Here is a 26,334-nt window from a genome sequence, read left to right as displayed (position 1 = left end):
ACTTTGGGAGCAAGGGCATGGCAGCAGGACGGAAGCTTCCCAGGGGCCGCTGGGCCCGGCGCATCGGATGGGGCCTGCTGGCCCTGGTGGTCGTGGTGACGATGGCGCTATGGTTCTTCCTGCGCGGCAGCCTGGCCCAGGTCGACGGCAAGCTCACCGCGCCAGGCCTGGGCGCCGCCGTGACCGTGCAGCGCGACGCGCTCGGCGTGCCGTCGATCACCGGCGGCGACAGGCTCGACGTGGCGTATGCGACCGGCTTCGTGCATGCCCAGGACCGCTTCTTCCAGATGGACCTGCTGCGCCGCGTGGCGGCCGGCGAGCTGGCCGAGCTGTTCGGACCGAAGGCGCTCCCCACCGACCGCGAACACCGGCTGCACCGCTTCCGCGCCCGGGTCGCGCAAGCCTACCGGCTGCTTCCCGAGCCCGACCGGCGGTTGCTGGAACGTTATACGGCCGGCGTGAACGACGGCCTGAACGCGCTGGGCACGCGGCCGTTCGAATACGGCCTGCTGATGCAGGCGCCGCGCGCCTGGACTGCGCACGACACGCTGCTGGTGATCTGCGCCATGTACTTCGACCTGCAGGGTGCCGGGATGCGGCGCGAACTGTCGCGTGGTTGGCTGCGCGACAATGCCACGCCCGAACAGCTGGCCTTCCTGCTGCCGGACGCCTCGCGCTGGGATGCGCCGGTGGACGCGGGCGACATCGCGCTGGCGCACGCGCCGATCCCCGACAGTGCGCCCCCGTGGTGGGGCCAGCCGGGGCCGCGCGATGCCGCGCTGCTGGCCGCCGCCGAAACGCTCGATGCGATGGAGAGCAACGTCGGGAGCAATAACTGGGCCGTGGCGGGAGGGCGCAGCGCCACCGGCGCGGCCATCGTGGCCGACGACATGCACCTGGGGATCAAGCTGCCCAACACCTGGTATCGCGCGCTGCTGCAGGTACCGGACAGCAACGGCAGCACGCGCCGCATCGTCGGCGTCACGCTGCCGGGCACGCCCTTCCTGGTGGCGGGCAGCAACGGCCGCGTGGCCTGGGGTTTCACCAACAGCTATGGCGACTTCCTGGACCTGGTGCCGGCCGCCACCGATCCCGGCCGGCCAGGCCAGGTGCGGTTGAACGGCAAGTGGGAAATTCCGGTGTCGCACCAGGAGACGATCCTCGTCAAGGGCGCGCCGGCCGAAACGATGACGGTGCGCGAGAGCTCGCGCGGTCCGCTGTTCGACGGCGGCGGCCGCACGTATGCGCTGCACTGGATCGCCCACGAGAGCCGGCTGCTGAACGTGAACCTGCGCCGCCTGGAAACCGCCGGCACCCTGGACGAGGCGCTGGCGGTGGCCGCGGGCGCCGGCATGCCCGCGCAGAATTTCGTGGCCGGCGACGCGGCCGGCGATATCGGCTGGACCATCGCCGGCCCGTTGCCGCGCCGCGCCCGGCCCGCGGAGGATGCCACGTATCCGCTGGCCGATGGCATGGCCGGCTGGCAGGGCTGGCTGCGGCCGGAAGAATACCCGCGCGTGGTGAACCCGGCCGGCGGGCAGCTCGTGACCGCGAACAGCCGGCAGCTGGCGGGGCCGGGCGCGGCCCTGCTGGGCGACGGCGGCTACGACCTCGGGGCGCGCACCCGGCAGGCGCGCGACGCGCTGGCGGCCCTGGGCCAGCGCACCGACGAAAAGGGCGTCTACGGCGTGATGCTGGACGATCGGGCGCTGTTCCTGGCGCCGTGGCGCGAGCGCGCGCTGGCGCTGCTGGACGATGCGGCCGTGAAGGCCGATCCGCAGCGTGCGCAAGCCCTGCAGGCGCTGCGCGCCGGCTGGACCGGCCGGGCCAGCGTGGATGCGACCGGCTACCGCATCGCGCGCGGCTTCATGTGGAACCTGTACGACCTGCTGTACGGCGGCGTCAACATGCAGCTGAAGCAGTGGGACGGCAATGCCGCGCTGGCCGGCAAGCGCTGGCCCGACGTGCTGGACCGCCTGCTCGACGAGCAGCCGGCTGGCTGGCTGCCGCGCCAGTACGCCAGCTGGCGCGACCTGCAACTGGCCGCGCTGGACCGCACGATCGCCGACCTGTCGGCCGACGGCAAGCCGCTCAAGGAAGCGACCTGGGGCGCCTTCAACACGGCCGCCATCGCCCATCCGATCGCCGGCGCCGTGCCCGCGCTGCGCCGCTGGCTGAGCGTGCCGCCGGACCAGTTGCCCGGCGACAGCAACATGCCGCGCGTGGCCGGCGCCACATTCGGGCAATCCGAGCGCTTCACGGTCTCGCCCGGCAAGGAAGAGGCCGGCATCTTCAATATGCCCGGCGGGCAGAGCGGCCATCCGCTGTCGCCGTATTTCCTGGCCGGCCACGCAGACTGGGTGCAGGGTCGCGCCACGCCCCTGTTGCCGGGACCACCCCGGCACACTTTATCCCTCGTGCCGTGAATCCATCACTCTTTCGGTGCATAATGTGCCCGCGACATTAACACCGAAGAGGCGTGCATGATCAACGATTTCGCTGCCGCCGCGCAGGCCACGATGGCTTACCTGCGCCGCCGGCTGGGCTTGCAGTTGTGGATGGTGACGCGGACCGAGGGAGACGACTGGATCGTGCTCCAGGTCGAGCGCGCGGAGGGGGCGGACGCCGCCTTCGACGTGCAGCCGGGCCAGTCGTTCCGCTGGACGGACACCTACTGCTCGCGCATGGTGCTGGGCCATGGCCCCGGCATCGCCCCCTCCACCCACGACGTGCCGGCTTATGCGCACGCGCCGCTGTCGGAGCACCTGCCGGCCGGGGCTTACGTGGGCGTGCCGCTGCGCCGCTCCGACGGCTCGCTGTTCGGCACGCTGTGCGGCCTCGATCCCGCGCCGCAGCCCGACGCGATTCGCGACGAGATCGACACCCTGAACCTGATGGGCGATCTGCTGAGCCGTATCCTGGCCACCGAGCTCGACGCCGGCGGCGCGGCGCGGCGCGCGGACCGGGTGGACGTGGACGCCACGCGCGACGCGCTGACGGGCCTCGTCAACCGCCGCGGCTGGGAGATGCTGCTGCAGCGCGAGGAAGAGCGCTGCAAGCGCTACGGCCACTCGGCCTGCGTGGTGTCGATCGACCTGGACGACCTGCAGTTCACCAACGACACGCAAGGCAAGGCGGCCGGCGATGGCCTGTTGATCCGCGCCGCGCGGGCGCTCGAAGAGGTCACGCGCGGCACCGATACCGTCGCGCGGCTGGGTGGCGACGAGTTCGCGATGCTGATGGTCGAATGCGATTACTTCGACGCCCAGGCGCTGCTGCTGCGCGTGCAGGAAGCGCTGGCCGCCGCCGATGTGCGGGCCTCGCTGGGCATGGCACTGCGCAAGCCCGGCTACGACCTGGCCGAGGCGTTCGCGATGGCCGATGCCGAGATGGGCCGCGCCAAGCGCAGCCGCAAGGTTCTCAACTGACGGTGGGCGCGGCCGCCGCCGGCGGTGCGCGCCCCTCCAGCCGCTTCAAGCCGAACAGGGGCCGCAGCGCCGGCACGCGGCGCACGCCCTCGAAGATGCCGAAGCTGGCCGTCACGGTCATCGCCACCAGCACGATGCCTTCGATGGCCGGCGGCAGCGCGGCCGGGAGCAGGATGCGCGAGAAGCACACGATGAGCGTCTGGTGCAGGATGTAGACGGGGAATACCGCCTGCGTGAGGTATTGCCGCGCCGGGCCGTCGTGCGCCAGGTGGCGGCGCGCGAAACCGCAGGCGGCCACGATCGCACACCATTGGCAGGTGGCCCATACCGTCCGCGCGGCGGCGGGCCACACCTGTAGCGCTTCCGGTTGCAGGTAGTACGCCACGAGCGCCGCCCAGCAGGCCAGCGCGATGGCGAGCGCGCTGCGGCGCAGCCGTTCCAGTTCGCCCCAGAAGGCGGCCTGGTTGGCGAGCAGGGCGCCAACCAGGAACAGCGGCAGATACGTGGCGTGGTTGAACCAGTCGTCGACCAGCGCGTGCGTTTCCTCGAAATGGGGCTTCAGCAGGACGCGCATGAGCGCCAGCGCCGCCGCCGGCAGCGCGAGCGCCCGCCAGCCCGCGAGCAGGCGGGCCAGACGCATGCCGGCTCCTTCCAGCCTGGCCCGGCCCAGCGCCGCGAACAGCCCGGCCAATACCAGCGTGTAGGTCCACAGATAGGGCAGGTACCACAGGTGGTTCCAGGTGGGCAGCGAGAGGCAGTCGCCGTCCCTGCAAAAGCCGTCGTGCCCACCCAGGTACAGCCGCATGAAGTCGGCGTAGCTGCCGGCGTAGCCCAGCTTCTCCACGACCTCGAAATACGGCTGCGGCGGCACGACCACGAGCATGCCGAACAGCAGCGGCACCAGCAGCCGCGCGCTGCGCTCGCGCACGAGGCGCCCCGTGGCGAGCTTCCTCGCCAGGAAAGCCGTCGCCGCGCCGGAAACGAGGAACAGCAGCGACATCCGCCACGGCGAGGACAGCAGCATCAGCGGCTCGATCGCGTGCCCTGCGTGCGGGCTTTTCACGTGCCAGTCCCACGTCACGTAATACATGCCCGTGTGGTAGAGGATGAGGAGGAAGAAGGCGAGGATGCGCAGCCAGTCGAGGAAGTACAGGCGGTTGTCGTTTTGCATGGCGTCGTCGTGATGGGGGAATGACGGCAGCTTAGGCCGGCGCATGCCGGCGCGCGAGGGAAATGGGGCGAGGCGGAGCCGGCCGGGGCGAAGCGGAACTGCTGTGGCCGTGTCATGGTGCCTGGCCCCGTGACACGGGCTCAGCGGCTAGCAGGTGGTTGCGCGAGGGCGGCGAGGACGGTGGAGCGGTATTGCCGGCTCAGCGGCGCGGTCGTGCCGTCCGCCAGTTCGATGTGGCCGTCGCCCTTGTCGTTGGCGACGACGCGGGCGACCCAGGGCAGGTGGACGGCGGCGCGGCGGTGGCAGCGGGCGAACGCGGGGCCGAGGGTCGCCATCAGGCCGGCCAGCGTTTGCCGCAGCAGGGGCGCGCCGGTGCCGTCGTGCAGGGCAACGTAGTTGTCGGCCGTTTCCAGCCAACGGATGTCGGCGACGCGCACGATCCTTGTCACGCCCCGTTCGGTGACGAGCAACCGGTTCGGGAGCAGGCCGGCGGCCGGTGCCGGCACCGGCACGCGGCTGGCGAGCCGCTCGCGCAGCCGGGCCAGCGCCCGGGCCAGCCTGGCCGGGTCGCAGGGCTTGAGCAGGTAGTCGATGGCATTGGCGTCGAAGGCGCGCAGCGCGAACTCGTCGTGGGCGGTGACGAACACCACGTGCGGCGCCGGATCGGGCAGCGACGCGGCAACCTCCAGCCCGCCGATGCCGGGCATCTGGATGTCGAGCAGCAGCGCGTCCGGCTGGAATGCCGCCACCTTCGCCAGTGCTTCGATGCCGTCGCGGGCTTCGTCGACCGCGGCGATGCCCTCGTGCGCCGCCAGCAGCCGGTGCAGGCGGTCGCGTGCCGGGCGTTCGTCGTCCACGATCAGGATGCGCATGCGGCCTCCGCGCAGGGCAGCGCCAGTTCGGCGCGCACGCCGGCCGGGGCCAGCGCGGTCAACGTCAGTGTGGCGTTTTCTCCGTGCAGGGCGGCGAGGCGGGCCCGCAGGTTCGCCAGCGCGCTGCCCGTGCCGCCGGGAGCGGGCGGGCCGCCCAGGTTGCCGGCGTCATCCTCGACGACGAGCAGCAGGCGCGCGCCATCGCGCCTTGCCGAGATGGTTACGTGGACAGGCGCGGTGTGCCGTTCCACCGTATGGCGGAACACGTTCTCCAGCAACGGCTGCAGGCTCATGGCCGGCACCGGCAAGTCGTCCAGGCCGCTGGCCACGCGCCAGGCGATCGTCACGCGGTCGGCGAAGCGCTCGGCCATCAGCTCGGCATAGCCGCGCAGCAGCCGCAGCTCGTCCGCCAGCGGCACCTGCTGCGTGCCCGTGGCGAGCGATGCGCGCAGCAGTTCGGACAGGCGCACGAGCAGGGCATCGGCGCGCTCCACGTCTTCATGCATGACGGCGGCGACCGTGTTCAGCGCGTTGAACAGGAAATGCGGCTGCATGCGCTGCGTGAGCGCGTGCAGCTGGGCGGTGCGCAACTGGGTGGCCATGCGCTCGGCGCGCAGCCGTTCGCCCTGCAGCACCTGCCACGACAGCACGCCGAACGTGCAAACGACGAAGATGGCGAAGAAGATCGTCATCTTCACATTCTCGTAGACGAATACGCGCGGCCAGGAGGCATGCGGGTAGACGTCTCCCGCCAGCCCGTAGACCGCGTGGCGGATCCCGAACGCGAGCGGCACGAAGGCGGCCCAGTACAGCAGCAGCCAGGGGGCCTGGCGCGCGAACCAGGCGCGCGGGCGGATCACGAGGTGGTCGTGGCGCCGCGTGAAGCGGCGCTGCACCAGCAGCAGGACGGTGGCGGTGACGGCCGACGAGCCTTCCCACAGCAGCGGGCGCCACAGTGGCCCGTCGTCGTGGCGCAGGAAATCCTGCACCGCCGTCACCATCATGAGGATCCAGAACAGGATCCAGGCCCCGCCGATGACGAGGCGCATGCGCCGGCGCAGGTGAAGGTGAAGGCGCAGGTCTTCCATCAGTGCTTGTGCCGCGCCTCGACGAGGTCGATTTCGCGCACCAGCTTGCGCGAAATCTCGTCGGAAATGTGTTCGTGCCGCGCCAGGTTGAAGATGGTGCGGCGCTCGGCCTGCAAGGCGGCTAGCCGCAGCACGCGCTCGGCCGCGTCGAGCTTGCGGTAGCGGGCCACGTCCTCGTCGTCGACGGCGGCCGTGGTGTCCAGGCGGTGCTGGTAGAGCGCGATCACGCGCGCCGCCGCCTCCGGGTACATGTCGGCATCGCGGCCGCCCTGCAACTGCTCCATCTGCGCGCGTTCGACGGCCGCGATGGCGGCGCTGGCCGCCTCGCGCCGCGCCATGTCTTCTTCCTGCTGCTCGGCCGGTTCCTCCGGGAAGTGCATGCCGGCCAGCAGGCGCGGCAGGCCGATGCTGGCCATCACGAGCGAGATCAGGATCACCGCGGAGGCCAGGAAGATCGTCAGGTCGCGGGCCGGGAACGGCGCGCCGGACGGCAGTGTGAGGGGCAGCGTCATCACGCCGGCCAGCGTGATGGCGCCGCGCACGCCGGCCAGCGACGTGGCCAGCAACAGGCGCAGCGGCGGCTTCGGCGCATCCACGCCGCGCAGGCTTTTGCGGTAGATGGTCACGCGCAGCGTGGTCCAGACCCAGATGAAGCGCAGCGCCAGGAGGCCGAACGAGATCGCGAACGCGTACAGCACCAGCCACCACGGATTGAGGTGGCCGCTCTGGTCGAGCGACACGCGGGCGCCGTGCAGGATGTCGGGCAGCTGTTCGCCCAGCAGCACGAACATCACGCCGTTCAGCGCGAACTGCACCGTGTCCCATACGGCCGAGCGCTGGATGCGCGTGGTGGCCATCACCTGGCCGGACAGTTCCACAAAGCTCATCGTGACACCGGCCGACACGGCGGCCAGGATGCCGGAGGCATGGGTGTGCTCGGCCGCGAGGTAGGCGCCGAACGGGATCAGCAGGTTGACGAGGATGGGCGAGCCGGCCGGTTCGCCGAAATGCCGGAACAGCCAGCGCTGCGCCCACGTGACCAGCAGCGTGACGCCGACGCCGGCGGCGATGCCGCCGCCGACCAGCCAGACGAAGGTGAGCGATGCCTGCGTGAGCGAGAACGCGCCCGTCATCGCCGCGGCCACGGCGAAGCGGAAGCACACCAGGCCGCTGGCGTCGTTGAGCAGCGACTCGCCTTCCAGGATGTGCATCAGCCGCTTCGGGATCGGCGCCCGCGAGGCAATCGAGCCGACGGCAACCGGATCGGTCGGCGACACGATGGCCGCCAGCGCAAAGGCCACCGGCAAGGGCATTGCCGGGATCAGCCAATGGATCAGGAAACCGGCGCCGACCACGGTGAAGATGACGAGGCCGAACGCCAGCTCGAGGATGATGCCCTTGTCGCGGAACAGGCCGCTCTTGGGGATGCGCCAGCCGTCCAGGAACAGCAGCGGGGGCAGGAACAGCAGGAAGAACAGGGCGGGATCGAGTTGCACGCCATGCCCCGTGTAGCCGGCGATGGCGGCGCCGAGGCCGATCTGCACCAGCGGCAAGGGCAGCGATACCGGCAATACGCGCACGAGATAGGCGCTGGCCACCACGGCCAGCAGCATGGCCAGTACGATTTCGATTGAATCCATTGTTGCGAGACGCCCCTTACTTTGCTAGACCGCTGCAATTATAGGGGGCGCGATGGCGCGCCGTGATAGAGGCCGGGACGGCGCCCCGTGGTAGGGGGAGGAATGGCGCCCGTGGCAGGGGAGGAATCGTACGCGGTGGCAGGCGAGGAGTGGCACGCGGTGACAGGGGAGGAATGGCGTGCCCGTCACAGGGGGATGGTGCCGTGTCAGGGGGCGTGCCGTGACAGGGGGCGCGATGTCGCACCGTGGCAAAGGCGATTCGGGCAGCGGGAAAAAAAGGGGCCGCGGCGGGCGCCGCGGCCGGGAAGGCGAAGGTGCCCGCGCGGGGTGGCAGGCACGGTGCTCAGCCGCGCGGCTGGCCCGTGCTCTTGCGCAGGCGGCGGCCGAGCGTCATGGCGAACAGGCCGGCGCCCACGATCGCCAGCGAGCCCGGTTCCGGCACTTCCTGTTGCAGGGCGCTGACCAGCGTGTTGTGCTGCACCGTGATCTGGTAATCCCGGTTGGCCATCAGGAGCGGCGAGGTGGCGGCCATGTTGAAGATGGTGCCGCTTTCGTTGTACAGCGAAGTGCCGTTGTTGCCGTGCGTGCGGCTGACCGCGGCCATGCTGTTGAGCCGTGCCGGCGCGTATTCGAACACGGTCTCGCCCGTGGCGAGATCGACGATGTTCACGCTCCACGAGATGCGCGCGTTGGCGGTCGTGACGGGACGGCCCTCGGGCGAGGAGTACGCCATCGCGAACGGGGTGGCGTCGAACGACACCGTCATTGTGTCGCTGGCGCCGAGCCGGAACGACATCGTGTTCGAACTGCCGACCGAGGAATTGCTGTTGGCGAACTGCATATTGTAGGTAGTGGCCACGTCGGCGCGCGTTTGCGAGCGGGCGCCCGCCGCGGCGCCGTTGACCGAGATCGCCGAGCCCAGGAAATTCTGGTCGGCATAGCCGAAGTTGCCGCCCATCGGCGTCTTCGTGTTGAACGGCGTGAAGTTGTTCTCGCCGAACGCGGGGCAGGGCGAGCCGATGCACTGGTGCGCCACGTCCGGCCGCGGGCCGATCGACGACAGGCTTTTGTGGACGCCGTTCAGCGAGGCCGTGGCATGGGCATCGTTCACCCCGGTGAGCTTGGAAAAATCGGTGTTCCAGTACACGCTGCCGTTCGAGTGCGAGATCTTGAAGTTGTTGATGTCCAGGATCGCGGAGGCAAACGTGCCGGCGCTGGCCGATTGCATGCCGAAGGTCGCGGTGGCGGCCACGACGAGAAGACCCTTGCTGAAGTCGATCATTTTCTACCCCTAGAGATGGCTGGTTGGCGTTTCCCGGTCTGCGACCAGGTGCCTGTCTCCAGAGCATTTATAGTGCCAGGGAAATTTCTATTGCAATTTCAATGCCTTGGCCCAGCTGCGCATCCGCGCTGGCGGAAAGTGGAAAGAAGTCCGACGGCGGAATTCCCGTATCGGCGCTCCGGCAACTGCATGCATTTCATACTGGTATTTATCAAAACGATCTGGCATAATCATGCCTCTTCTGCGGGAGTAGCTCAGTTGGTAGAGCGCAACCTTGCCAAGGTTGAGGTCGAGAGTTCGAGACTCTTCTCCCGCTCCAGGATTCAAAAAAACGCCACCTTTCCGGTGGCGTTTTGCATTCCTGCGCTGCCAGGTTTCAGGGTGTTGTTTCCCGGCACTATTCCTCATTGCCTTAATGTACAGGAACGGGGGTGCCGCCAATTTTCTCGCCTATACTGCCCCAATCGACGCCGCATCGCGGCAGGCACTGACGACCGGGGAACACTGATGAAAAGCGTACAACAGGAAATCGACGAACGCACCAACCTCACCAATACGAACAAATTCGAGCTGCTGCTGTTCCGCCTCGGCGGCGACGAGAACGGTGACCGTTCCGAGCTGTACGGCATCAATGTATTCAAGATCCGCGAGATCGTGGCCATGCCGCCCGTGACGGCGGTGGCCGGCGCGCAGCCGCACATGCTGGGCGTGGTCAACCTGCGCGGCCAGATCATCCCCGTGATGGACTTGCCGGCCATCGTGGGCGTGAAGCCGAAGACGGGCCTGAACATCATGCTCGTCACGGAATTTGCACGCACCACGCAAGCCTTTGCCGTGGAATCGGTGGACGAGATCGTGCGCCTGGACTGGAGCCAGGTGCTGACCGCCGAGGGCAGCAACGCCACCGGCATGGTGACCTCGATCGCCCGCCTGGACGGCGACACGAACGGCACGCGCCTGGCGCAGGTGCTGGACGTGGAAACGATCCTGCGCCGCATGGTGCCGGCCGAAGGCAAGGAAGTGGACCCGGAAGCGATGCCGACCATCGCGCTGAAGCAGGGCTCCTTCATCCTGGCGGCGGACGACTCGGTCGTCGCGCGCAACCTGATCGAGCAGGGCCTGCAGGCGATGCACGCGCCGTTCGTGATGACGAAATCGGGCAAGGAAGCCTGGGACAAGCTGAACAGCATCGCCGTCGGCTGCAAGGCCGAGGGCATCGAAGTGTCGGACCGCGTCGCGCTCGTGCTGACCGACCTGGAAATGCCGGAGATGGATGGCTTCACGCTGACCCGCAAGATCAAGCAGGACCCGCGTTTCTCGAAGATCCCCGTGGTGATCCACTCCTCGCTGTCGGGCAAGACCAACGAGGACCACGTGAAGGGTGTCGGCGCCGACGCCTACGTGGCCAAGTTCGTCGCCGAGGACCTGGCGAACACCATCAAGACCGTGCTGCACAAGAAGGAAGCGTAAGCCGCCCGTACGCGGCGCAAACGAGGCCGGGCCGATGCCCGGCCTTTTTTTTCGATGCTATGATTGCCTTTCCAACAACCGAGCACCTTGGTGGTGTGTTCAAGGAGGCAAGCATGGCAGCAAAAACCATTCTGTTCCTGACCGGCGACTTCGCCGAAGACTATGAAACGATGGTGCCGTTCCAGGCATTGCAGGCGGTGGGCCACACGGTGCACGCGGTCTGCCCCGGCAAGAAGGCCGGCGATAAGATCAAGACGGCGATCCACGATTTCGAGGGCGACCAGACCTACACGGAAAAGCCGGGCCACCAGTTCACGCTCAATGCCGCGTTCGATGAAGTCGACACAGCGAAATATGACGCACTGGCGATCGCTGGCGGCCGCGCGCCCGAATACCTGCGCCTCGACCCGCGCGTGATCGAGATCGTCAGGGAATTCGCCGAGAGCGGCAAGCCGATCGCCGCCGTGTGCCACGGCGCGCAGCTGCTGGCCGCCGCGGACGTGATCCGCGGCCGGAAGATCTCGTGCTACCCGGCCTGTTCGCCGGAGGTGAAACTGGCGGGCGCGGAATTCGCCGACATCGCCGTCGATGCCGCCGTCACCGACGGCCAGTTCGTCACCGCGCCGGCCTGGCCGGCGCATCCTCAGTGGATCGCGCAGTTCCTGCAAAAACTCGGCACTGAAATCAAGCTGTAGCGCTACAGCTGCGGCGCGTGCCAGCGCAGGTGGTCTTCGATGAACGTGGTGATGAAGTAATACCCGTGGTCGTACCCGGCATGCCGCCGCAAGGTCAGCGGCTGGCCGGCGGCCGCGCACGCCGTTTCGAACAGCTCGGGTTTCAATTGCTCGTTCAGGAACTTGTCGGCCAGGCCCTGGTCGATCAGGATCCCGTGCGGGAAGGGCGCGCAGCGCTTCGACATCAGCGCCGTGGCGTCGTGGTCCGCCCACGCGAATTCGTCTTCGCCCAGGTAACCCGTGAATGCCTTGCGGCCCCATGGGCAGTGGATCGGCGCGGCGATCGGCGCGAAGGCGGAGACCGACTTGAACAGGTCGGGCCGGCGCAGCGCCAGCGTGAGCGCGCCGTGGCCGCCCATCGAGTGGCCGAAAATGCCGACCCGGGCGGTATCCACCGGCAGTTCGCGCGTCACCAGCTCGCGCAGCTCGTGGATGTAGCTCTCCATCCGGTAATGCTTCGCCCACGGCTCCTGCGTCGCATCGAGGTAGAAACCGGCACCCACGCCGAAATCCCACGCATCCGATTCGCCGGGCACGCCGGCGCCGCGCGGGCTCGTGTCCGGCGCCACCAGCACCAGGCCCAGCTCGGCCGCCACGCGCTGGGCGCCGGCCTTGATCATGAACGTCTCCTCGGTGCACGTCAGCCCGGCCAGGTAGAACAGGGCCGGCAGCCGCGCCCCGTCGGCATGGGGCGGGAGGAAGACGGAAAAGCGCATCGGCAGGCCGATCGCCTGCGAGTCGTGCTTGTAGAAGCGCTGCACGCCGCCGTGGCAGGCGTGTTCGCTGACCAGTTCGAGCATGGGGTCCCCTTGGTGTTTTGGCAAATGCCCGCATTGTACCGGACACGCGTGGTGTGCGACGCGGCGGGAAGTCTTGCTATATAGTCATCTATGGATGAGTTCTACTTGCACCACCGGACGATATCAACTACATTCGCGCAAATGTAGTTTTGCCGATCCTGCCCGGCTCAAGCAATCAACAATAGGAGGAACCCAATGCCAGATTTCCTGGTCATCTCGGCCGAATTAGCGTGGCCGCTCGCTGTACTGCTCGCATGGCTCGCCGGCGAGTTCATTCATCGCTGGACCCAGCTGCCCCGCATCAGCGTGTATGGTCTCGTCGGCTTCCTGTGTGCCCAGGCATTCCCGGACCTGTTCGCCACGGAAGCGGGCAGTCCCGTCGTCGTGCTGGCCAACGTGGCGTTCGGCCTGATCCTGTTCGAACTCGGTTACCGGGTCAATTTGAACTGGCTGCGCTACAACCCGTGGGTGTTCCTCAGCGGCCTGGCCGAATCCTTCGCCACGTTCGGTGTCGTGTACCTGATCGCCAGCGCCTGGGGCATGGAAGCGATGTCGGCGCTGCTGCTGGCGTCGCTGGCCATGTCGACCTCGCCGGCCGGCGTGCTGCGTGTCATCAACGAGCAGCGCAGCTCCGGCCAGGCCACCGAGCGCGTGCTGCACCTCGTGGCGATGAACTGCGTGCTGGCGGTACTGACCTTCAAGGTCATCGTCGGCTTCTGGGTCTTCAACACCTCGGGCAGCCTGACGCAGGCGATCTCGCTGTCCGTCATCGAGCTGGTCTCGTCGGCGCTGCTGGGCGCCGTGTGCGGCATGCTGGTTCCGGCCGTGCTGCGCCGCCTGGGCAACCTGGCGCGCGAGGGCACGCTGGCGTTCGCGCTGGTCGTCGTGATCCTCGTCGCCATCACGCATTCCTACGACCTGTCGCCCGTGCTGGCCACGCTGGCCTTCGGCCTGACCGCGCGGCACCGCCGCGTGGCGTTCACGCGCACGCAGCGCAACTTCGGCGCGATCGGCGAATTGCTGACCATCCTGCTGTTCGTGTTCGCCGTGTCCACGCTGTCCTGGGATAACGTCGTCAACGGCGGCATGCTCGCCTTCGTGCTGGTGATCGCCCGCTTCGCCGTGAAGACGATCGGCGTGACGGCGTTCTCGCACCTGTCGGGCATCCCGTGGCGCAAGGGCATCGCGACCGGCATGGCGCTCGCGCCCATGTCCGTGTTCGTCGTGCTGCTGCTCGAGCAAACGAAAAACTCCGGCGTCGTGCTCATCGACGAGCTGGCGGCCGTGGCGGCGATGACCGTCTTCATGGAAGTGCTCGGCCCCATCATCACCCAGCGCGCCCTGATCTGGGCCCGCGAAACGCCGAAGGAGGATTAAGCCATGGCACTGGAACCGTTCAAGGAATCGACGCCGCTGACGATGGGCGTGGAACTCGAGCTGCAGCTCGTGAGTTTTTCCGACTACGACCTCACGGCCTCGAGCCCCGACCTGCTGCACCTGCTGTCGAAGAAGCCGTTCCCCGGCCACGTGACGCCGGAGATCACGGAGAGCATGATCGAGATTAACAGCGACGTGCACACCAGGCACACGGAGCTGCTGGCCCAGCTGCACCTGGTGCGCGACACGCTGGTGGAAGCGGGCGAGAAACTCAATATCGGCATCTGCGGCGGCGGCACGCACCCGTTCCAGAAATGGGTGGACCGGCGCATCTTCGAAAAGCCCCGCTTCAAGGAAGTGTCCTCGCTGTACGGCTACCTGGCCAAGCAGTTCACCGTGTTCGGCCAGCACGTGCACATCGGCACGGGCAGCGGCGACAATGCGCTGTTCCTGCTGCACTCGCTGTCGCGCTACCTGCCGCACTTCATTGCGCTGTCGGCCTCGTCGCCCTTCGTGCAGGGCGGCGACACGCTGTTCAACTCCGCGCGCCTGAATTCCGTGTTCGCTTTCCCGATGAGCGGGCGCGCGCCGTTCATGCTGTCGTGGCAGGAATTCCAGGACAACTTCTTTGCGAAGATGGAGCACACCGGCGTCATCAAGAGCATGAAGGACTTTTACTGGGACCTGCGGCCCAAGCCCGAATACGGCACCATCGAGCTGCGCGTGTGCGACACGCCGCTGACGGTGGAGCGCGCCGCCGCGCTGGCTGCCTACCTGCAGGCGCTGTGCGCCTACCTGCTCGACCGCAAGGAAGAACCGCCGGCCGAGGACGACTACCTCGTCTACAACTACAACCGCTTCCAGGCCTGCCGCTTCGGCCTGGACGGCACCATCGTGCACCCGAAGACCTACGAGAGCCTGTCGCTGCGCGAAGACATCCTCACGACGCTGCGGCGCATGGACCCGTATGCCGAACGGCTGGGCGGCTCCGCGGCGCTGAATCACCTGATGCAGGTGACGCACGTGGGCAGCGACGCGCAGTACCTGCGCGATCAGTATGCGGCCAGCGGTAGCGTGGAGGGGATCGTGGATGCGGCGGTGCAGCGGTTCCGGGGAAGGCGCTGAGAGGGACTGGTGTCGGAGATGTTTTTCCCGGCTTTTCGGGAAAAACGTGTGCGACACCGGTTTTCCCATGAGGTGCCTCGAGAGAAAACCGGTGTCAGACACCTTTCTTCTGCGAAGAAAGGTGTCTGACACCATTGAAGCTCAAAACCGCGTTTCGCGCGCCACCCGCAGGAACGTATCCAGAATCCCCGTGCAGTCGAGCAGCTCCTGCCCACCCGCGCGGTGGAATTCCGGGTGCCATTGCAGCCCCATCACGAACGGCGCCTTGCGGTAGCGGATCGCCTCGATCATCCCGTCCGGCACCGACAGCGCTTCCACGTCCATGTCGCGGCCCAGCGTGCGCACGGCCTGGTGGTGGATCGAGTTCACCACGCCGCCCGCGCGTTCCTTGAACATTTTCGCCAGCGAAGAGCCGGGCGGGAAGGCGATCTCGTGGCGGTGGCGGTCGTAGTCGTCGTGCACGTGGGGCATGGCGTCCGGCACGTCGGTGGCGATGTCCTGGTACAGCGTGCCGCCGAAGGCCACGTTGATGAGCTGGCAGCCGCGGCAGATGCCCAGCACCGGCTTGCCCGCCTCCACGAATTCGTGCAGCAATTCCAGTTCATACATGTCGCGCGCGCGGTCGCCGCTCCATTCGGGGCGCGTGGGCGCTTCCGAATAGGTTTGCGGCGACACGTCGGCGCCGCCCTGCAGCACCAGGCCGTCGAGATGCTTGGCGTAGTCGCGCAGGCGGATGTTCGAGGGGTGCAGCAGGCCAGTCGTGTTCACCGTGGGGATCATGAACACCAGCACGTCGCGCGACATTACCCAGTGCGCGATCGACTCTTCCAGGTATTGCAGGTTCTTGCTGCGCAAGCCCGTGGCGCCGGGTTCGGGGTGGAAGATGCGTGCCGAGATGCCGATACGCAGCGGGCGCTGCATCACGTGCCGCGACAACGCGGCGGCGATGCGCTGGTAGCGCGCGCGGATCACCCGGCCCCACAGGGAGAATACCGAGTCGCCGGGGTCGAGGTAACGCGGGGTATCGTCCCTCCGGCGCGAATGTTCCCGTTCCGGTCCGCGCTGCTCGTCTTCCATGCCGCTCCTTTGCGTTAAAAATGCACTACATCGTGAAGGGCATCGGCTGCAGGCCGAACCCTTCGTCCAGGTCTTCGATCGAATCCAGCAAGCCTTGCAAGCCCGCGTTCAGGCTCGCCAGGTCGGCGCCGTCCAGCTTCGCCAGCGCTTCCGGCAGCAGGCCGCGCGCCGGTTTCGGCGCCGTGTCCAGCAAGGCGCGCCCCGCGTCGGACAGTGCCAGTTTTACCACACGTGCATCATCGAGGTCGCGCGTCTTGACGACGTAGCCCTTCCGTACCAACCCTTCGAGGAGGTTGCTCGTGGTGGCTTGGGCGATCGCCAGGCGCGCCGTGATCTGGCCCACGCGCAGCCCGGGCGTCTCCAGCAGCTCCTGCAGGATCCACAACTGGGCGCCGTTCACCCCGCACTGTTTCTCGACCCACAGCGAGTGCCGCTGGGCGGCGCGGATCACGATGCGCAGCTTCTGCAGCGCTGCCAGGTCGGGGGAAGGCGCATCGTCGCCCTCGCTGCTGCGGTGTTTCACGGTACTGCTCATGGCTTCGCTTCTCCCTTTTTGCGTGGCGCAAATACATTTTTAGGAATATAATTTTCGTTTTTCGCCCATTGGGCGCCCGCCCTGCTGGCCGTCTTACGGCCTGTGCAGGACGTTGGCAAGCAACGCGCGGGGATGCCGAATGGTTTACTCAGCCGCGCGCGAGCGTACCGCCCCGGCCGCATGCCGCGTGCGGCACCCGGCGCGCGCCACCACCTACCGTTGAAGAAACGCCGTGAAGAGTCGATGAAGGAGATCAGTCCTGCCTTGCGCAGCTTCGTGCTGACGCTGCCATCCGTCCCGTTCCTGGAAGCGCTGTTGCTGCTGCATGGCACGCCTGGCCAGATCTGGACCGCCGAAGCGATCGCGCAACGGCTTTACCTGCAATCGGTCGAACGCGGCCACGACATCGTGCGCGAGCTGGCCGCCCGCGGCTTTTGCGCCTGCACGCCGGATGGGCAGGTGATGTACCGGCCGGCCGACGCGGCGCAGCACCGCCTGATCGGCGAACTGGCCCGCGAGTACCAGCACCGGCTCATCGAGATCACGCACCTGGTGCACGGCTAGTGCCATCCGCCGCCATCTCCCGCAACCGGGCCTTCAGCACCTTGCCGGTGGGGCCGGCGGGCAGGGCATCGAGCACCACGATCCGGGCCGGCATCTTGTATGGCGCCAGCTGGCCGGCCAGCCAGCGCGCCAGCTCGGCGTCCAGGCGGTCTCCGGTGCCTTCCACGAAGGCGATTACTTCTTCCTCGCCGTCCGGCGCCGGGCGGCCGACGACGGCCGACTGCACCACCCGCGGGTGGGCGTTCAACAGGGTTTCCACTTCCAGCGGATAGACGTTGAAGCCGGACCGCACGATCACTTCCTTCGTGCGGCCCACGATGTGCAGGGCGCCATCGGCATCGAGCCGCGCCACGTCGCCCGTGTTCAGCCAGCCGTCCGGGTGCAGCACGCCGGCGGTTCCCGCCGGGTCGCGGTAGTAGCCCAGCATGACGTTCGGCCCGCGCACCCACAGCTCGCCTTGCGCGCCGCCGCCGGCGATGCGCAGTTCCACCCCGGGAATCGGATGGCCCGCCGAACCGTCGGCGCGGGGCGCATCGACGCGCGTCTGGCTGATCGTGGGCGCCATCTCCGTCATGCCGTAGCCATTGTGCAGCGGCAGGCCGAACGCCGCTTCCACGCGCGCCTTCAGCGGCGGCGTGAGCGGGGAGCCGCCCGCGTAGAGGAAGCGCAGCCGCGAGGCGACCGGGCCGCCAGCCGCGTCGAGCAGGCGCGCATACAGCGCCGGCACGCCCTGCAGGACCGTGATGCCGTCGTGCGCCAGCATGTGCAGCAGTCCGGCCGCCGTGAAGCGCGGAACCAGGTGCAAGCAGGCGCCCGCATGCAGGGTGCCCAGCAGGACCGACGCCAGCCCGTACACATGCGAGACCGGCAACACGCCGGCCACCCGGTCGGCCGGCCCCAGCCGGCGCAGCGTGGCCGACACCGCGGCCACGTACAGCAGGCTGCGGTGCGAGAGCATCACGCCTTTCGGCTGCCCCGTGGTGCCGCTCGTATACAGCAGCGCCGCGCACTGCCGGGCGCCGTCCGCATGGACGGGTTCCGGCCGCGCGCCGTCATCCAGCGGCCCGACCAGCCAGCGGCCGACGAGGGCCGGCGCCGGCACATGGCGCGCCCCGTGCCTTGCCCCATGGGCCGCCGCATCGGGAGAGACGTCGTCGGTGTAGAACACCAGGCGCGCGCCGCAGTGCGCGCGGATGACGTCGACCTCGCGCGCGGCCAGCCGCGCGTTGACGCAGGCGATCCACGCATCGCACAGCCCGGCCGCGAACAGCAGGCACACTTGCGCCAGCGAGTTCTCGGCAACGACCAGCACACGGTCGCCGGGGCGCACGCCGAAAGCCGTCAGTTGCGCGGCCGTGTCGCGCACGGCCTGCCACAGCCCGGCAAACGTGATGTCGCGGCCGTCCACGTGCAGCGCGGCCGCATCGGGTTGCAGGCATGCCCGCGCCGCGAGCAGGCCGGCCAGCCGGTCCGGCAGGCTGGCGGCAATCGATGAGAGGGGGAAGGTCATGTCCTGAACAGGAGCAAAGCGCGAAAAGCCGCGCAGTGTGCCGTGCGGGCACCTGGCTGTCAACTTTCCAGTTGCCAGCGCGGGACGGATCGCCGATGTTGTGGGCAAATGGACGCGGGAGGCGTGCCGTGCGCCGTCGCGCTTAACGCCGCCGGATGATTGGAGTAGACTTCAGTGCCTTTCCTACAACGAACAGCACACATGCCGCACTCCACATTGCCGGAACCCGAAGACACCGATCCGGTCGTCAGCGCTACCCACCTCCGGTTCCCCGTGGTCGGTATCGGCGCATCGGCCGGCGGCCTGCAGGCGCTGCTGCGCTTCCTCGAGTTGATGCCGCAAGGAAATGGCATGGCCTTCGTGGTGATCCTGCACCTGTCGCCCAAGCACCAGAGCTCGGCCGACAGCGTCTTGCAGCGCGTGACGCACATGCCCGTGGTGCAGGTGACCGAGCGGGTGCAGATCCGGCCCGAGCATGTGTACGTGATCGCGCCGAACCAGCAACTGTCGATGGACGATGGCAGCCTCGGCGTCTCGGAGCTCAAGCGCACGCCCGGCCAGCACGTGGCGATCGACGTGTTCTTCCGCACGCTGGCCGAGGCGCGCCGCGAGCGGGCGTTTGCCGTCGTGCTCTCCGGCACGGGCACCGATGGCGCCGTGGGCATCGAGCGGGTCAAGGAGCAGGGCGGCATCACGCTGGCCCAGGACCCGATCGACGCCGAGCATGACGGCATGCCGAAGGCCGCGATCAATACCGGCATGGTCGACTTCGTGCTGCCGGTTGCCGAGATGCCGGCCAAGCTGCTGGGGTTGTGGGAAACCGCGCGCCACATCCAGCTGCCGCCCACCGGCGATGGCGACGGCGCGATCGGCCCGGCGCCGGAGGAAGAGGAAAAGGTCGACGACGAGGAAGCGCTGCAGACCGTGATCGCCATGCTGTGCGCCCACACCGGCCACGACTTCCGCCACTACAAGCGCGCCACAGTGCTGCGCCGCATGGAACGCCGCCTGCAGGTGAAGGGCGTGACCTCGCTGCCCGAATATGCGCAGCTGCTCGAGCGCGAGCCGGCGGAGTTCAAGTCGCTGCTGGGCGACATGCTGATCGGCGTGACCAATTTCTTCCGCGACCGCGAGGCGTTCGAGGCGCTCGAGCGGGAAGTGATGCCGGAACTGTTCCGCGACAAGCTGCGCGGCGAACAGGTGCGCGTGTGGGTGGCCGCCTGCGCCACGGGGCAGGAAGCGTACTCGGTGACGATGCTGCTGGCCGACCAGGCCGCGCGAATGGACCGCCCGCCGGAGATCCAGGTGTTCGCCTCGGACATCGACGACCATGCGATCGGCGTGGCGCGCGCCGGCGTCTACCCGGCCTCGATCGTGATGGACGTGCCGCCCACGCGGCTGCGCCAGTTCTTCACGAAGGAGGACGACCGCTTCCGCATCCGCAAGACGATCCGCGACCGCATCCTGTTCGCCTCGCACAACCTGCTGCGCGATCCGCCGTTCTCGAAGCTGGACATGATCTCGTGCCGCAACCTGCTGATCTACCTGAACCGCGACGTGCAGCTGCGCGTGATGGAGATGTTCCATTCGGCGCTCAAGCCCAACGGCTTCCTGTTCCTCGGTTCTTCCGAGTCGGCGGACGCGGCGACCGAGTTCTTCGTGCCGTTCGACAAGAAGAACCGCATCTACCGCGCCCGGTCCCTGTCGCGCGCGGCGCGTTACGTGCCGGCCCTGTCGACGGCGCCCGTCAGCCGCGCGCAGGAGCTGGTGCAGGTGGGCGGCAATGTGCGCCGCCAGTTCTCGTATGCCGAGGTGCACCAGCGCGCGCTGTCGAAGTTCGCGCCGCCCAGCCTGATCGTGGACCGCGAATCGAATATCGTGCACATGTCCGACTCGGCCGGACGCTTCCTGCGCCATGTCGGCGGCGAGCCCTCGCGCAGTGCGCTGGCGCTGGTGCTGCCGGAGCTGCGGCTGGAATTGCGCACCGCGCTGTACCAGGCGCAGCAGACCGGCAGCAGCGTGGAAGCCCAGCGCGTGCTCGTCAAGCGCGACGACAACGCGTACTTCGTCAATATCGTGGTGCGCCCGTTCAACGACGAAGTCGCCAACATGGATTTCCTGCTGGTGCTGTTCGACGAGGCGGCGCAATCGCAGGGCGGCGAGCCGCCCGAGCTGGTCACGCACCACCAGGACCTGGTGCTGAACCAGCTCGAGGCCGAACTGCAACGCAGCAAGGAAAAGCTGCGGGAAACCATCGAGCATGCGGAAATCTCGAACGAGGAACTGCGCGCGTCGAACGAGGAATTGCAGGCCATCAACGAGGAATTGCGCTCGGCCAGCGAGGAACTGGAGACCTCGAAGGAAGAGCTGCAATCGGTCAACGAGGAGCTCATCACCGTCAACTACGAGCTGAAGGTGAAGGTCGAGGAAACGGGCAAGGCGAACGACGACCTGAACAACCTGATCGCCTCGACCGACATCGCCACGATCTTCGTCGACCGGGCCATGCGCATCAAGCGGTTCACGCCGCGCGCGGCGGACATCTTTTCCATCATTCCCACCGATATCGGCCGCTCGCTGCTCGACATCACGCACCGCCTCGACTACGACCAGTTGCCCAACGACGTGTCGTCCACCTTCGAGACGCTGCGCCTGGTCGAGCGCGAGGTGCGCAGCAACGAAGGGCGCTACTACATCGTGAGGCTGCTGCCCTACCGCACCACCGAGGACAAGATCGAAGGCGCCGTGATGACGTTCTTCGACATCACCGGCCGCCGCGAGGCGGAAGAAAAGGTGCGTGCCGGCGAAGTGTGGATGCGCCTGGTGGCGGAAAGTACCGACGACTACGCGATCATCACGATGGACAGTACGGGGCACGTGACGGGCTGGAACAAGGGTGCCGAGCGCAATTTCGGCTGGACCGAGGCGGAAGCCATGGGCCACAGCCTGGACATGATCTTCACGCCGGAAGACCTGGCCGCCGGCGCGCCCGAGGACGAGCGCCGCCGCGCGACGGACGATGGCCGCGCCGAGGACGAGCGCTGGCACGTGCGCAAGGATGGCTCGCGCTTCTACTGCGCCGGCGTGACGACGCCGCTGCACCACGGCCATTTCCAGGGCTTCGCGAAGATCGCCCGCGACCAGACGTCGCGCGCCCAGCAGGAGAGCCAGCGTGAGGCGGCGCTGACGTCCGAGCAGGCCGGCCGCACGGCGGCCGAGAGCGACAGCGCGATGAAGGACGAATTCCTGGCCGTGATGTCGCACGAGCTGCGCCACCCGCTGAACCTCATCTACATCAACGTGGAACTGATGTCGCGCCTGCCGGCCGTGCGCCAATCGCCGCCGGCGCTGCGCGCCGCCTCGATCATCCGCAATTCCGTGGCCAGCCAGGCCAAGATCATCGAAGACCTGATGGACATGTCGCGCGTGGCCACGGGCAAGCTGGCGCTGTCCTGCCGCGACGTGGACCTGGGCGATATCGCCGTGCGCCTGGTCGAGGTGATGCGCGCCGACCCCGTGGTGGAAGGCCTCACGCTGCGCCTGCTGCTGGCGGACGAGCCGCTGGTGGCCTCGGTCGACCCGGTGCGCATCGAGCAGGTGTTGCTCAACCTGCTCAGCAATGCCGTGAAGTTCACGCCTGCCGGCGGCACGGTGACGCTCAGGCTGTCGCGCGACGATGGCTTGGCGCGCATCGACGTGGAGGACACGGGCACCGGCATCGAGCCGGACCAGCTGGCGGACGTGTTCCGCATGTACCGCCAGACCGGCGCCCAGGCCATTCGCAGCAAGGCCGGCCTGGGCATCGGCCTGGCGCTAGTCCGCCAGCTGGTCGAACTCCATGGCGGCAGCGTCGAAGCGGCGTCGGAAGGCGCAGGCAAGGGCAGCCGCTTCACCGTCCGGCTGCCGCTGGCGACGGAATGGCATCCCGACGAGGCGCCCGGGGGCGACGCCGGGAAGGCCGTGCTGGCGGGGCGCAAGGTGCTGATCCTGGACGATACCGAGGAAACCGCCGAGACCTTCCAGGCGCTGCTGGAACTGGAAGGCGCCGACGTGCTGGTCGCTACCAGCGGCCGGTGCGCGCTGGAGCTGTTGGGCGAACACGTCGTGGACCTGGTGATTTCCGACCTGTCGATGCCGGACATGGATGGCTTCGAATTCATCCGCGCCGTGCGCGCCATCCCGGCGTTGCAGGGCCTGCCGGCCATCGCGCTCTCGGGCCTGGCCCGCGAGCAGGATGTGCAACGGGCGCGCGAGGCCGGCTTTTCCGACTTCATGACGAAGCCGGTGACGCTGGAGCTGCTCAGCGAGCGCGTCGACCGCCTGCTGCCGCGCGCGTAAAGGACGGCGGGACGGCGCCAGTGTGTCCTGGCGCACCGACCGGCCGCCCACCCGCAGGCAGGCTTGTGCCATGAACCAGTCCCCCATCTTCGCCGCGGACGACGCGGTCGTCGTCGGCACCTCGACCGGGGGCGTCGAAGCCCTGCGTGGCTTCGTTGCCGGCCTGCCGTCGCATTTCCCGGCCGCCGTGCTGGTGACGATGCACATCGGGCACTACGAGAGCATCCTGCCTTCGCTGCTGGCCGGCGCCACGCGGCTGCCGGTGCGCCACGCGCGCGACGGCGACGTGATCGAGCCGGGCCGCATCCTGGTCGCGCCGCCCGACCAGCACCTGATGGTGACGCGCGATCGGGCCTCTCCCGATTATCACTGCCGCGTGACGCTGTCGCGCGGGGCCCGCGAGAACCACGCGCGCCCGGCCATCGATCCGTTGTTCCGCTCCGCCGCGGCCGCGTTCGGCCCGCGCGCGATCGGCGTGATCCTGACGGGCATGCTGGACGACGGCACGGCCGGCCTGCAGGCAATCAAGGCATGCGGCGGCAGGGCGATCGTGCAGACGCCCGACGAGGCCCTGGCGGCCGACATGCCGGAGAGCGCCATCCGCAACGTCGAGATCGACCGCGTGCTCCGGCTGGCCGACATGGGGCCGGCGCTGGAGCAGATGGTGGAGGAAAGCCTGGCCGCCGCGCGCAAGGTGCCGCGCGATGTGCCGGAATGGGTAAGGCTGGAAAACCGCTTTGTCATAGAGGATGGCGGCATGGAGCAACTGTCACGCATGGGAACGCCGTCGACGTTCACCTGTCCCGAATGTCATGGTACGCTGTGGGAATTGCACGGCGCGGCGCCGAAACGCTTCCGTTGCCACACGGGCCACGCGTTCACCGAGCGCCACCTGAACGCGCAGCAGGGCGAAGCCGTCGAGGAATCGCTGTGGTCGGCCGTGCGCGCCCTGCAGGAAAAGGAGAAGCTGTTGCGGCAGATGGCCGACAGCGCGATTGCCATGGGCTATGCGCCGACGGCGGCGGAATACCTGGAGGGAGCCGCCGCGGCCCAGCGCGACGGCGAGGTGCTGCGGCGGCTGTTGACGGCGCAGGACCGCACCGAGCAATCCGCCTGAAGCGCGTTCTTGGTGGAACGAACACATGAGCCATATCCCAGCCAGCCAGTAGCGAGCAAAAATTACACGAACGACGCTGCAAGAGTGGTTACGAAGGCATGGCAGGGAGGCCGCGGCCGCGATCGGCAAAATGTTGCAAATCTGTCGGGTCTAGTCCTACAAGGGCTGCCGTTGCTTTCCTATACTTGCACTTTTTCTAAACGTTCATGATGTGCATGTCGATTTCACACGGCCACGGCCGTCTCGTGGTCGGCATCCATGAACCGATTAGGAGGGAGTAATGTTTGCACATAACAAGCGTTTGCAATACACCGTACGGGTCAGCGAACCGAATCCTGGCCTGGCGAACCTGATGCTGGAACAATTCGGCGGCCCGCAGGGCGAGCTCGCCGCGGCGATGCGCTACTTCACCCAGGCCGTTGCCGAGGACGATCCAGGCCGCAAGGACATGCTGTTCGATATCGCCACCGAGGAACTCAGCCACCTCGAAGTGATCGGTAACATCGTGTGCATGCTGAACAAGGGCGCCAAGGGCCGCCTGGCCGAGGCCGTCGACGAGGAAGGCGAAATGTATCGCCGCATCACCGGCGCGGGCAACGACAGCCACATCACGCAGGTGCTGTATGGCGCAGGAGCGCCGCTGACCAACTCGGCCGGCGTGCCGTGGACGGCCGCCTACATCGACTCGATCTCGGAACCGACCGCCGACCTGCGCTCGAACATCGCCGCCGAGGCGCGTGCCAAGATCGTCTACGAGCGCCTGATCGCGCTGACGCCCGACCCGGGCGTGCGCGAAGCGCTGGGCTTCCTGATGACGCGCGAGATCGCCCACCAGAAGTCGTTCGAGAAGGCGCTGTATTCGATCCAGCCGAACTTCCCTCCAGGGAAAACGGCCGGCCGTCCGGAATTCGCCAGCGTGTACTACAACATGTCGCAGGGCGGTCCTGAACTGAATGGTCCGTGGAACAGCGGAGAGAAGTGGCAGGTCGTCTCCGACCGCGACCAGCAGGTGGGCGTGGATGGCGGCGGCGGCGAATCGAGCGTTACCCTGTCGACCGAGGATGCCGAGCTGCTGAACCAGATGGCGCGCCGCACGATGTCCGACCCGAGCGCCGATCCGCTGACCGGCGCCGAACTGGGCATGACGGCCGATCCCGGTGCGATCGATTCCGCTTCGGCCGCCGGCGGCAAGATTCCGCCGACGCCGGACGGTTCCGTGCCGCACGCAACCCCTGGCCAGACCAGGCACTGACATGCCGCTGGCGCGCGTCCTCCCTGTCTGGCGCTATGCGCTCGGCGCCGCGATCTGCCTTGGCGGAGCGCTGGCGCTGTTGCATGAAATCGTCAGCGGCGTGCGGGCGTTCGACGCCAGCGTGCATGGCGCACTGCTGGGCGGCGCCACCGCCGCCCTGGCGACGGCACTCGGCACCTTGCCGGTGCTGCTGTCGCAGAATTTCTCGCAACGCACCTACGATGGTTTCCTCGGCTTCGGCGCCGGCGTGATGCTGGCCGCCACCGCGTTCTCGCTCGTGATTCCGTCCATCGCCGCGGCGCGCGGCCAGGGCGCCGGCTCGTTCGAAGCCAGCGCGATCGCCGGCGGCGGCATCCTGCTGGGCATGGGCCTGGTGCTGCTGCTGGACCGGCTGGTACGCCACCAGAATCTCCTCGAAGGCGTGGACACGGCGCGCAGCGATTCGCTCAAGCGTGCCTGGCTGTTCGTGGCCGCCGTGGCCATCCACAACCTGCCCGAAGGGCTGGCGATCGGTGTCGCCTATGCCGGCGTCGACATCACCAAGGCGCACAGCCTGGCCACCGGCATTTCCATCCAGGATGTGCCGGAAGGCCTGGTCGTGGCGCTGGCGCTGCGCACGGTCGGCTACGGCCGGCTGTTCTCCTGCGCCCTGGGCGTGGCGTCAGGCCTGATCGAGCCGGTGGCCGCCGTGGGCGGCGCCGTGCTGATCGAATACGCGCGGTGGATGCTGCCCTGGGGCCTGGCCCTGGCTGCCGGCGCGATGCTGTTCGTGATCGCCCACGACGTGATTCCCGAGGCGCACCGCAACGGCCATGGCAGGAGCGCGTCGTGCTCCGTGGTGGCCGGGTTCATCCTGATGATGGTGCTCGATACGGCGCTCGCGTAGCCTCGGGCACCCTGCCTGACAACACCGCTTCTCTCGTCAACCCCTGGATCCTTCGCGGGCCCAGGGGT

At 68.0% G+C, this 26,334-nt stretch carries 20 protein-coding genes and 1 tRNA gene; 12 read left to right on the top strand and 9 right to left on the bottom strand.

Annotated elements, in window-relative coordinates; genetic code table 11:
* Window positions 1–17: 17 nt before the first annotated feature.
* Together V6Z91_RS27835 and V6Z91_RS27830 are read left to right on the top strand one after the other, a co-directional pair.
* Window positions 18–2,426: a penicillin acylase family protein gene (locus V6Z91_RS27835; protein ID WP_338763996.1), complete on the top strand. Its 2,409-nt coding sequence runs from the start codon at window positions 18–20 to the stop codon at window positions 2,424–2,426.
* A gap of 57 nt (window positions 2,427–2,483) precedes the next feature.
* On the top strand, window positions 2,484–3,428 hold the full coding sequence (locus V6Z91_RS27830) for a sensor domain-containing diguanylate cyclase (RefSeq protein ID WP_338763993.1): 945 nt from the start codon (window positions 2,484–2,486) through the stop codon (window positions 3,426–3,428).
* On the opposite strand, the gene V6Z91_RS27825 is transcribed toward V6Z91_RS27830, so the two are convergent.
* The 5 genes from V6Z91_RS27825 to V6Z91_RS27805 form a co-directional block, all read right to left on the bottom strand.
* Complete coding sequence (locus tag V6Z91_RS27825; protein ID WP_338763990.1) at window positions 3,421–4,599, bottom strand: acyltransferase family protein; 1,179 nt, start codon at window positions 4,597–4,599, stop codon at window positions 3,421–3,423. The genes V6Z91_RS27830 and V6Z91_RS27825 overlap by 8 nt on opposite strands.
* A 140-nt stretch (window positions 4,600–4,739) precedes the next feature.
* Window positions 4,740–5,471: a LytTR family DNA-binding domain-containing protein gene (locus tag V6Z91_RS27820; RefSeq protein WP_338763987.1), complete on the bottom strand. Its 732-nt coding sequence runs from the start codon at window positions 5,469–5,471 to the stop codon at window positions 4,740–4,742.
* On the bottom strand, window positions 5,459–6,559 hold the full coding sequence (locus tag V6Z91_RS27815) for a histidine kinase (RefSeq protein ID WP_338763985.1): 1,101 nt from the start codon (window positions 6,557–6,559) through the stop codon (window positions 5,459–5,461). Before V6Z91_RS27815 ends, V6Z91_RS27820 begins: the two co-directional genes overlap by 13 nt.
* Window positions 6,559–8,199, bottom strand: a complete 1,641-nt coding sequence (locus V6Z91_RS27810) for a Na+/H+ antiporter (RefSeq protein WP_338763983.1) — start codon at window positions 8,197–8,199, stop codon at window positions 6,559–6,561. The genes V6Z91_RS27815 and V6Z91_RS27810 overlap by 1 nt, the downstream gene beginning before the upstream one ends.
* A 343-nt stretch (window positions 8,200–8,542) precedes the next feature.
* Window positions 8,543–9,481 carry a PEP-CTERM sorting domain-containing protein gene (locus tag V6Z91_RS27805; protein WP_338763981.1) on the bottom strand — a complete coding sequence of 313 codons (939 nt, stop codon included), beginning with the start codon at window positions 9,479–9,481 and terminating at the stop codon, window positions 8,543–8,545.
* A gap of 243 nt (window positions 9,482–9,724) precedes the next feature.
* Here V6Z91_RS27805 and V6Z91_RS27800 point away from each other — a divergent pair.
* The 3 genes from V6Z91_RS27800 to V6Z91_RS27790 all read left to right on the top strand — a co-directional run bounded on the left by V6Z91_RS27800 (window position 9,725) and on the right by V6Z91_RS27790 (window position 11,646).
* Window positions 9,725–9,800, top strand: a tRNA-Gly gene (locus tag V6Z91_RS27800).
* 188 nt (window positions 9,801–9,988) lie between these two features.
* Window positions 9,989–10,951: a chemotaxis protein gene (locus V6Z91_RS27795; protein ID WP_338763979.1), complete on the top strand. Its 963-nt coding sequence runs from the start codon at window positions 9,989–9,991 to the stop codon at window positions 10,949–10,951.
* A 113-nt stretch (window positions 10,952–11,064) separates the two neighbouring features.
* Window positions 11,065–11,646 carry a DJ-1/PfpI family protein gene (locus V6Z91_RS27790; protein WP_338763977.1) on the top strand — a complete coding sequence of 194 codons (582 nt, stop codon included), beginning with the start codon at window positions 11,065–11,067 and terminating at the stop codon, window positions 11,644–11,646.
* A gap of 2 nt (window positions 11,647–11,648) precedes the next feature.
* On the opposite strand, the gene fghA is transcribed toward V6Z91_RS27790, so the two are convergent.
* The gene (fghA, locus tag V6Z91_RS27785) at window positions 11,649–12,485 is read right to left on the bottom strand and encodes an S-formylglutathione hydrolase (protein WP_338763975.1); all 837 of its coding nucleotides are present in this window, start codon (window positions 12,483–12,485) and stop codon (window positions 11,649–11,651) included.
* A 195-nt stretch (window positions 12,486–12,680) separates the two neighbouring features.
* On the opposite strand from fghA, the gene V6Z91_RS27780 reads away from it, so the two are divergent.
* Window positions 12,681–13,862 (top strand): cation:proton antiporter, encoded by a 1,182-nt coding sequence (locus tag V6Z91_RS27780; protein ID WP_338763972.1) that lies wholly within the window; start codon window positions 12,681–12,683, stop codon window positions 13,860–13,862.
* Between the two features lie 3 nt (window positions 13,863–13,865).
* Window positions 13,866–14,987: a YbdK family carboxylate-amine ligase gene (locus tag V6Z91_RS27775; RefSeq protein WP_338763969.1), complete on the top strand. Its 1,122-nt coding sequence runs from the start codon at window positions 13,866–13,868 to the stop codon at window positions 14,985–14,987.
* Between the two features lie 141 nt (window positions 14,988–15,128).
* On the opposite strand, the gene V6Z91_RS27770 is transcribed toward V6Z91_RS27775, so the two are convergent.
* Window positions 15,129–16,064: a type 1 glutamine amidotransferase gene (locus V6Z91_RS27770; protein WP_338763966.1), complete on the bottom strand. Its 936-nt coding sequence runs from the start codon at window positions 16,062–16,064 to the stop codon at window positions 15,129–15,131.
* Window positions 16,065–16,089: 25 nt separating this feature from the next.
* Window positions 16,090–16,599: a MarR family winged helix-turn-helix transcriptional regulator gene (locus V6Z91_RS27765; protein WP_338763964.1), complete on the bottom strand. Its 510-nt coding sequence runs from the start codon at window positions 16,597–16,599 to the stop codon at window positions 16,090–16,092.
* A gap of 243 nt (window positions 16,600–16,842) precedes the next feature.
* On the opposite strand from V6Z91_RS27765, the gene V6Z91_RS27760 reads away from it, so the two are divergent.
* Complete coding sequence (locus V6Z91_RS27760) at window positions 16,843–17,163, top strand: hypothetical protein (protein ID WP_338763962.1); 321 nt, start codon at window positions 16,843–16,845, stop codon at window positions 17,161–17,163.
* On the opposite strand, the gene V6Z91_RS27755 is transcribed toward V6Z91_RS27760, so the two are convergent.
* Window positions 17,141–18,673 carry an AMP-binding protein gene (locus V6Z91_RS27755; RefSeq protein ID WP_338763960.1) on the bottom strand — a complete coding sequence of 511 codons (1,533 nt, stop codon included), beginning with the start codon at window positions 18,671–18,673 and terminating at the stop codon, window positions 17,141–17,143. The genes V6Z91_RS27760 and V6Z91_RS27755 overlap by 23 nt on opposite strands.
* A gap of 201 nt (window positions 18,674–18,874) precedes the next feature.
* Between V6Z91_RS27755 and V6Z91_RS27750 the strand changes: the two genes are divergently transcribed.
* The 4 genes from V6Z91_RS27750 (at window position 18,875) to V6Z91_RS27735 (ending at window position 26,266) form a co-directional block, all read left to right on the top strand.
* Window positions 18,875–23,011, top strand: a complete 4,137-nt coding sequence (locus tag V6Z91_RS27750; RefSeq protein ID WP_338763958.1) for a CheR family methyltransferase — start codon at window positions 18,875–18,877, stop codon at window positions 23,009–23,011.
* Window positions 23,012–23,081: 70 nt separating this feature from the next.
* On the top strand, window positions 23,082–24,128 hold the full coding sequence (locus V6Z91_RS27745) for a chemotaxis protein CheB (RefSeq protein ID WP_338763957.1): 1,047 nt from the start codon (window positions 23,082–23,084) through the stop codon (window positions 24,126–24,128).
* Window positions 24,129–24,408: 280 nt separating this feature from the next.
* Window positions 24,409–25,380, top strand: a complete 972-nt coding sequence (locus V6Z91_RS27740) for a manganese catalase family protein (RefSeq protein WP_338763956.1) — start codon at window positions 24,409–24,411, stop codon at window positions 25,378–25,380.
* Window position 25,381: 1 nt separating this feature from the next.
* The gene (locus tag V6Z91_RS27735; protein ID WP_338763954.1) at window positions 25,382–26,266 is read left to right on the top strand and encodes a ZIP family metal transporter; all 885 of its coding nucleotides are present in this window, start codon (window positions 25,382–25,384) and stop codon (window positions 26,264–26,266) included.
* Window positions 26,267–26,334 lie beyond the last annotated feature (68 nt).

The sequence above is a fragment of the Massilia sp. METH4 genome, from assembly GCF_037094685.1.
Lineage (GTDB): Bacteria > Pseudomonadota > Gammaproteobacteria > Burkholderiales > Burkholderiaceae_D > Rugamonas.
Note: the sequence above shows the minus strand (reverse complement) of the source record. Positions and strands in the feature narration are given on the sequence as shown.

Coding starts and splice junctions, on each gene's coding strand:
- V6Z91_RS27760 (WP_338763962.1), top strand. CDS start 16,843: ATGAAGGAGATCAGTCCTGCCTTGCGCAGCTTCGTGCTGACGCTGCCA.
- V6Z91_RS27775 (WP_338763969.1), top strand. CDS start 13,866: ATGGCACTGGAACCGTTCAAGGAATCGACGCCGCTGACGATGGGCGTG.
- V6Z91_RS27765 (WP_338763964.1), bottom strand. CDS start 16,599: ATGAGCAGTACCGTGAAACACCGCAGCAGCGAGGGCGACGATGCGCCT.
- fghA (WP_338763975.1), bottom strand. CDS start 12,485: ATGCTCGAACTGGTCAGCGAACACGCCTGCCACGGCGGCGTGCAGCGC.
- V6Z91_RS27755 (WP_338763960.1), bottom strand. CDS start 18,673: ATGACCTTCCCCCTCTCATCGATTGCCGCCAGCCTGCCGGACCGGCTG.
- V6Z91_RS27825 (WP_338763990.1), bottom strand. CDS start 4,599: ATGCAAAACGACAACCGCCTGTACTTCCTCGACTGGCTGCGCATCCTC.
- V6Z91_RS27740 (WP_338763956.1), top strand. CDS start 24,409: ATGTTTGCACATAACAAGCGTTTGCAATACACCGTACGGGTCAGCGAA.
- V6Z91_RS27810 (WP_338763983.1), bottom strand. CDS start 8,199: ATGGATTCAATCGAAATCGTACTGGCCATGCTGCTGGCCGTGGTGGCC.
- V6Z91_RS27820 (WP_338763987.1), bottom strand. CDS start 5,471: ATGCGCATCCTGATCGTGGACGACGAACGCCCGGCACGCGACCGCCTG.
- V6Z91_RS27780 (WP_338763972.1), top strand. CDS start 12,681: ATGCCAGATTTCCTGGTCATCTCGGCCGAATTAGCGTGGCCGCTCGCT.
- V6Z91_RS27750 (WP_338763958.1), top strand. CDS start 18,875: ATGCCGCACTCCACATTGCCGGAACCCGAAGACACCGATCCGGTCGTC.
- V6Z91_RS27805 (WP_338763981.1), bottom strand. CDS start 9,481: ATGATCGACTTCAGCAAGGGTCTTCTCGTCGTGGCCGCCACCGCGACC.
- V6Z91_RS27770 (WP_338763966.1), bottom strand. CDS start 16,064: ATGGAAGACGAGCAGCGCGGACCGGAACGGGAACATTCGCGCCGGAGG.
- V6Z91_RS27830 (WP_338763993.1), top strand. CDS start 2,484: ATGATCAACGATTTCGCTGCCGCCGCGCAGGCCACGATGGCTTACCTG.
- V6Z91_RS27795 (WP_338763979.1), top strand. CDS start 9,989: ATGAAAAGCGTACAACAGGAAATCGACGAACGCACCAACCTCACCAAT.
- V6Z91_RS27745 (WP_338763957.1), top strand. CDS start 23,082: ATGAACCAGTCCCCCATCTTCGCCGCGGACGACGCGGTCGTCGTCGGC.
- V6Z91_RS27790 (WP_338763977.1), top strand. CDS start 11,065: ATGGCAGCAAAAACCATTCTGTTCCTGACCGGCGACTTCGCCGAAGAC.
- V6Z91_RS27735 (WP_338763954.1), top strand. CDS start 25,382: ATGCCGCTGGCGCGCGTCCTCCCTGTCTGGCGCTATGCGCTCGGCGCC.
- V6Z91_RS27835 (WP_338763996.1), top strand. CDS start 18: ATGGCAGCAGGACGGAAGCTTCCCAGGGGCCGCTGGGCCCGGCGCATC.
- V6Z91_RS27815 (WP_338763985.1), bottom strand. CDS start 6,559: ATGGAAGACCTGCGCCTTCACCTTCACCTGCGCCGGCGCATGCGCCTC.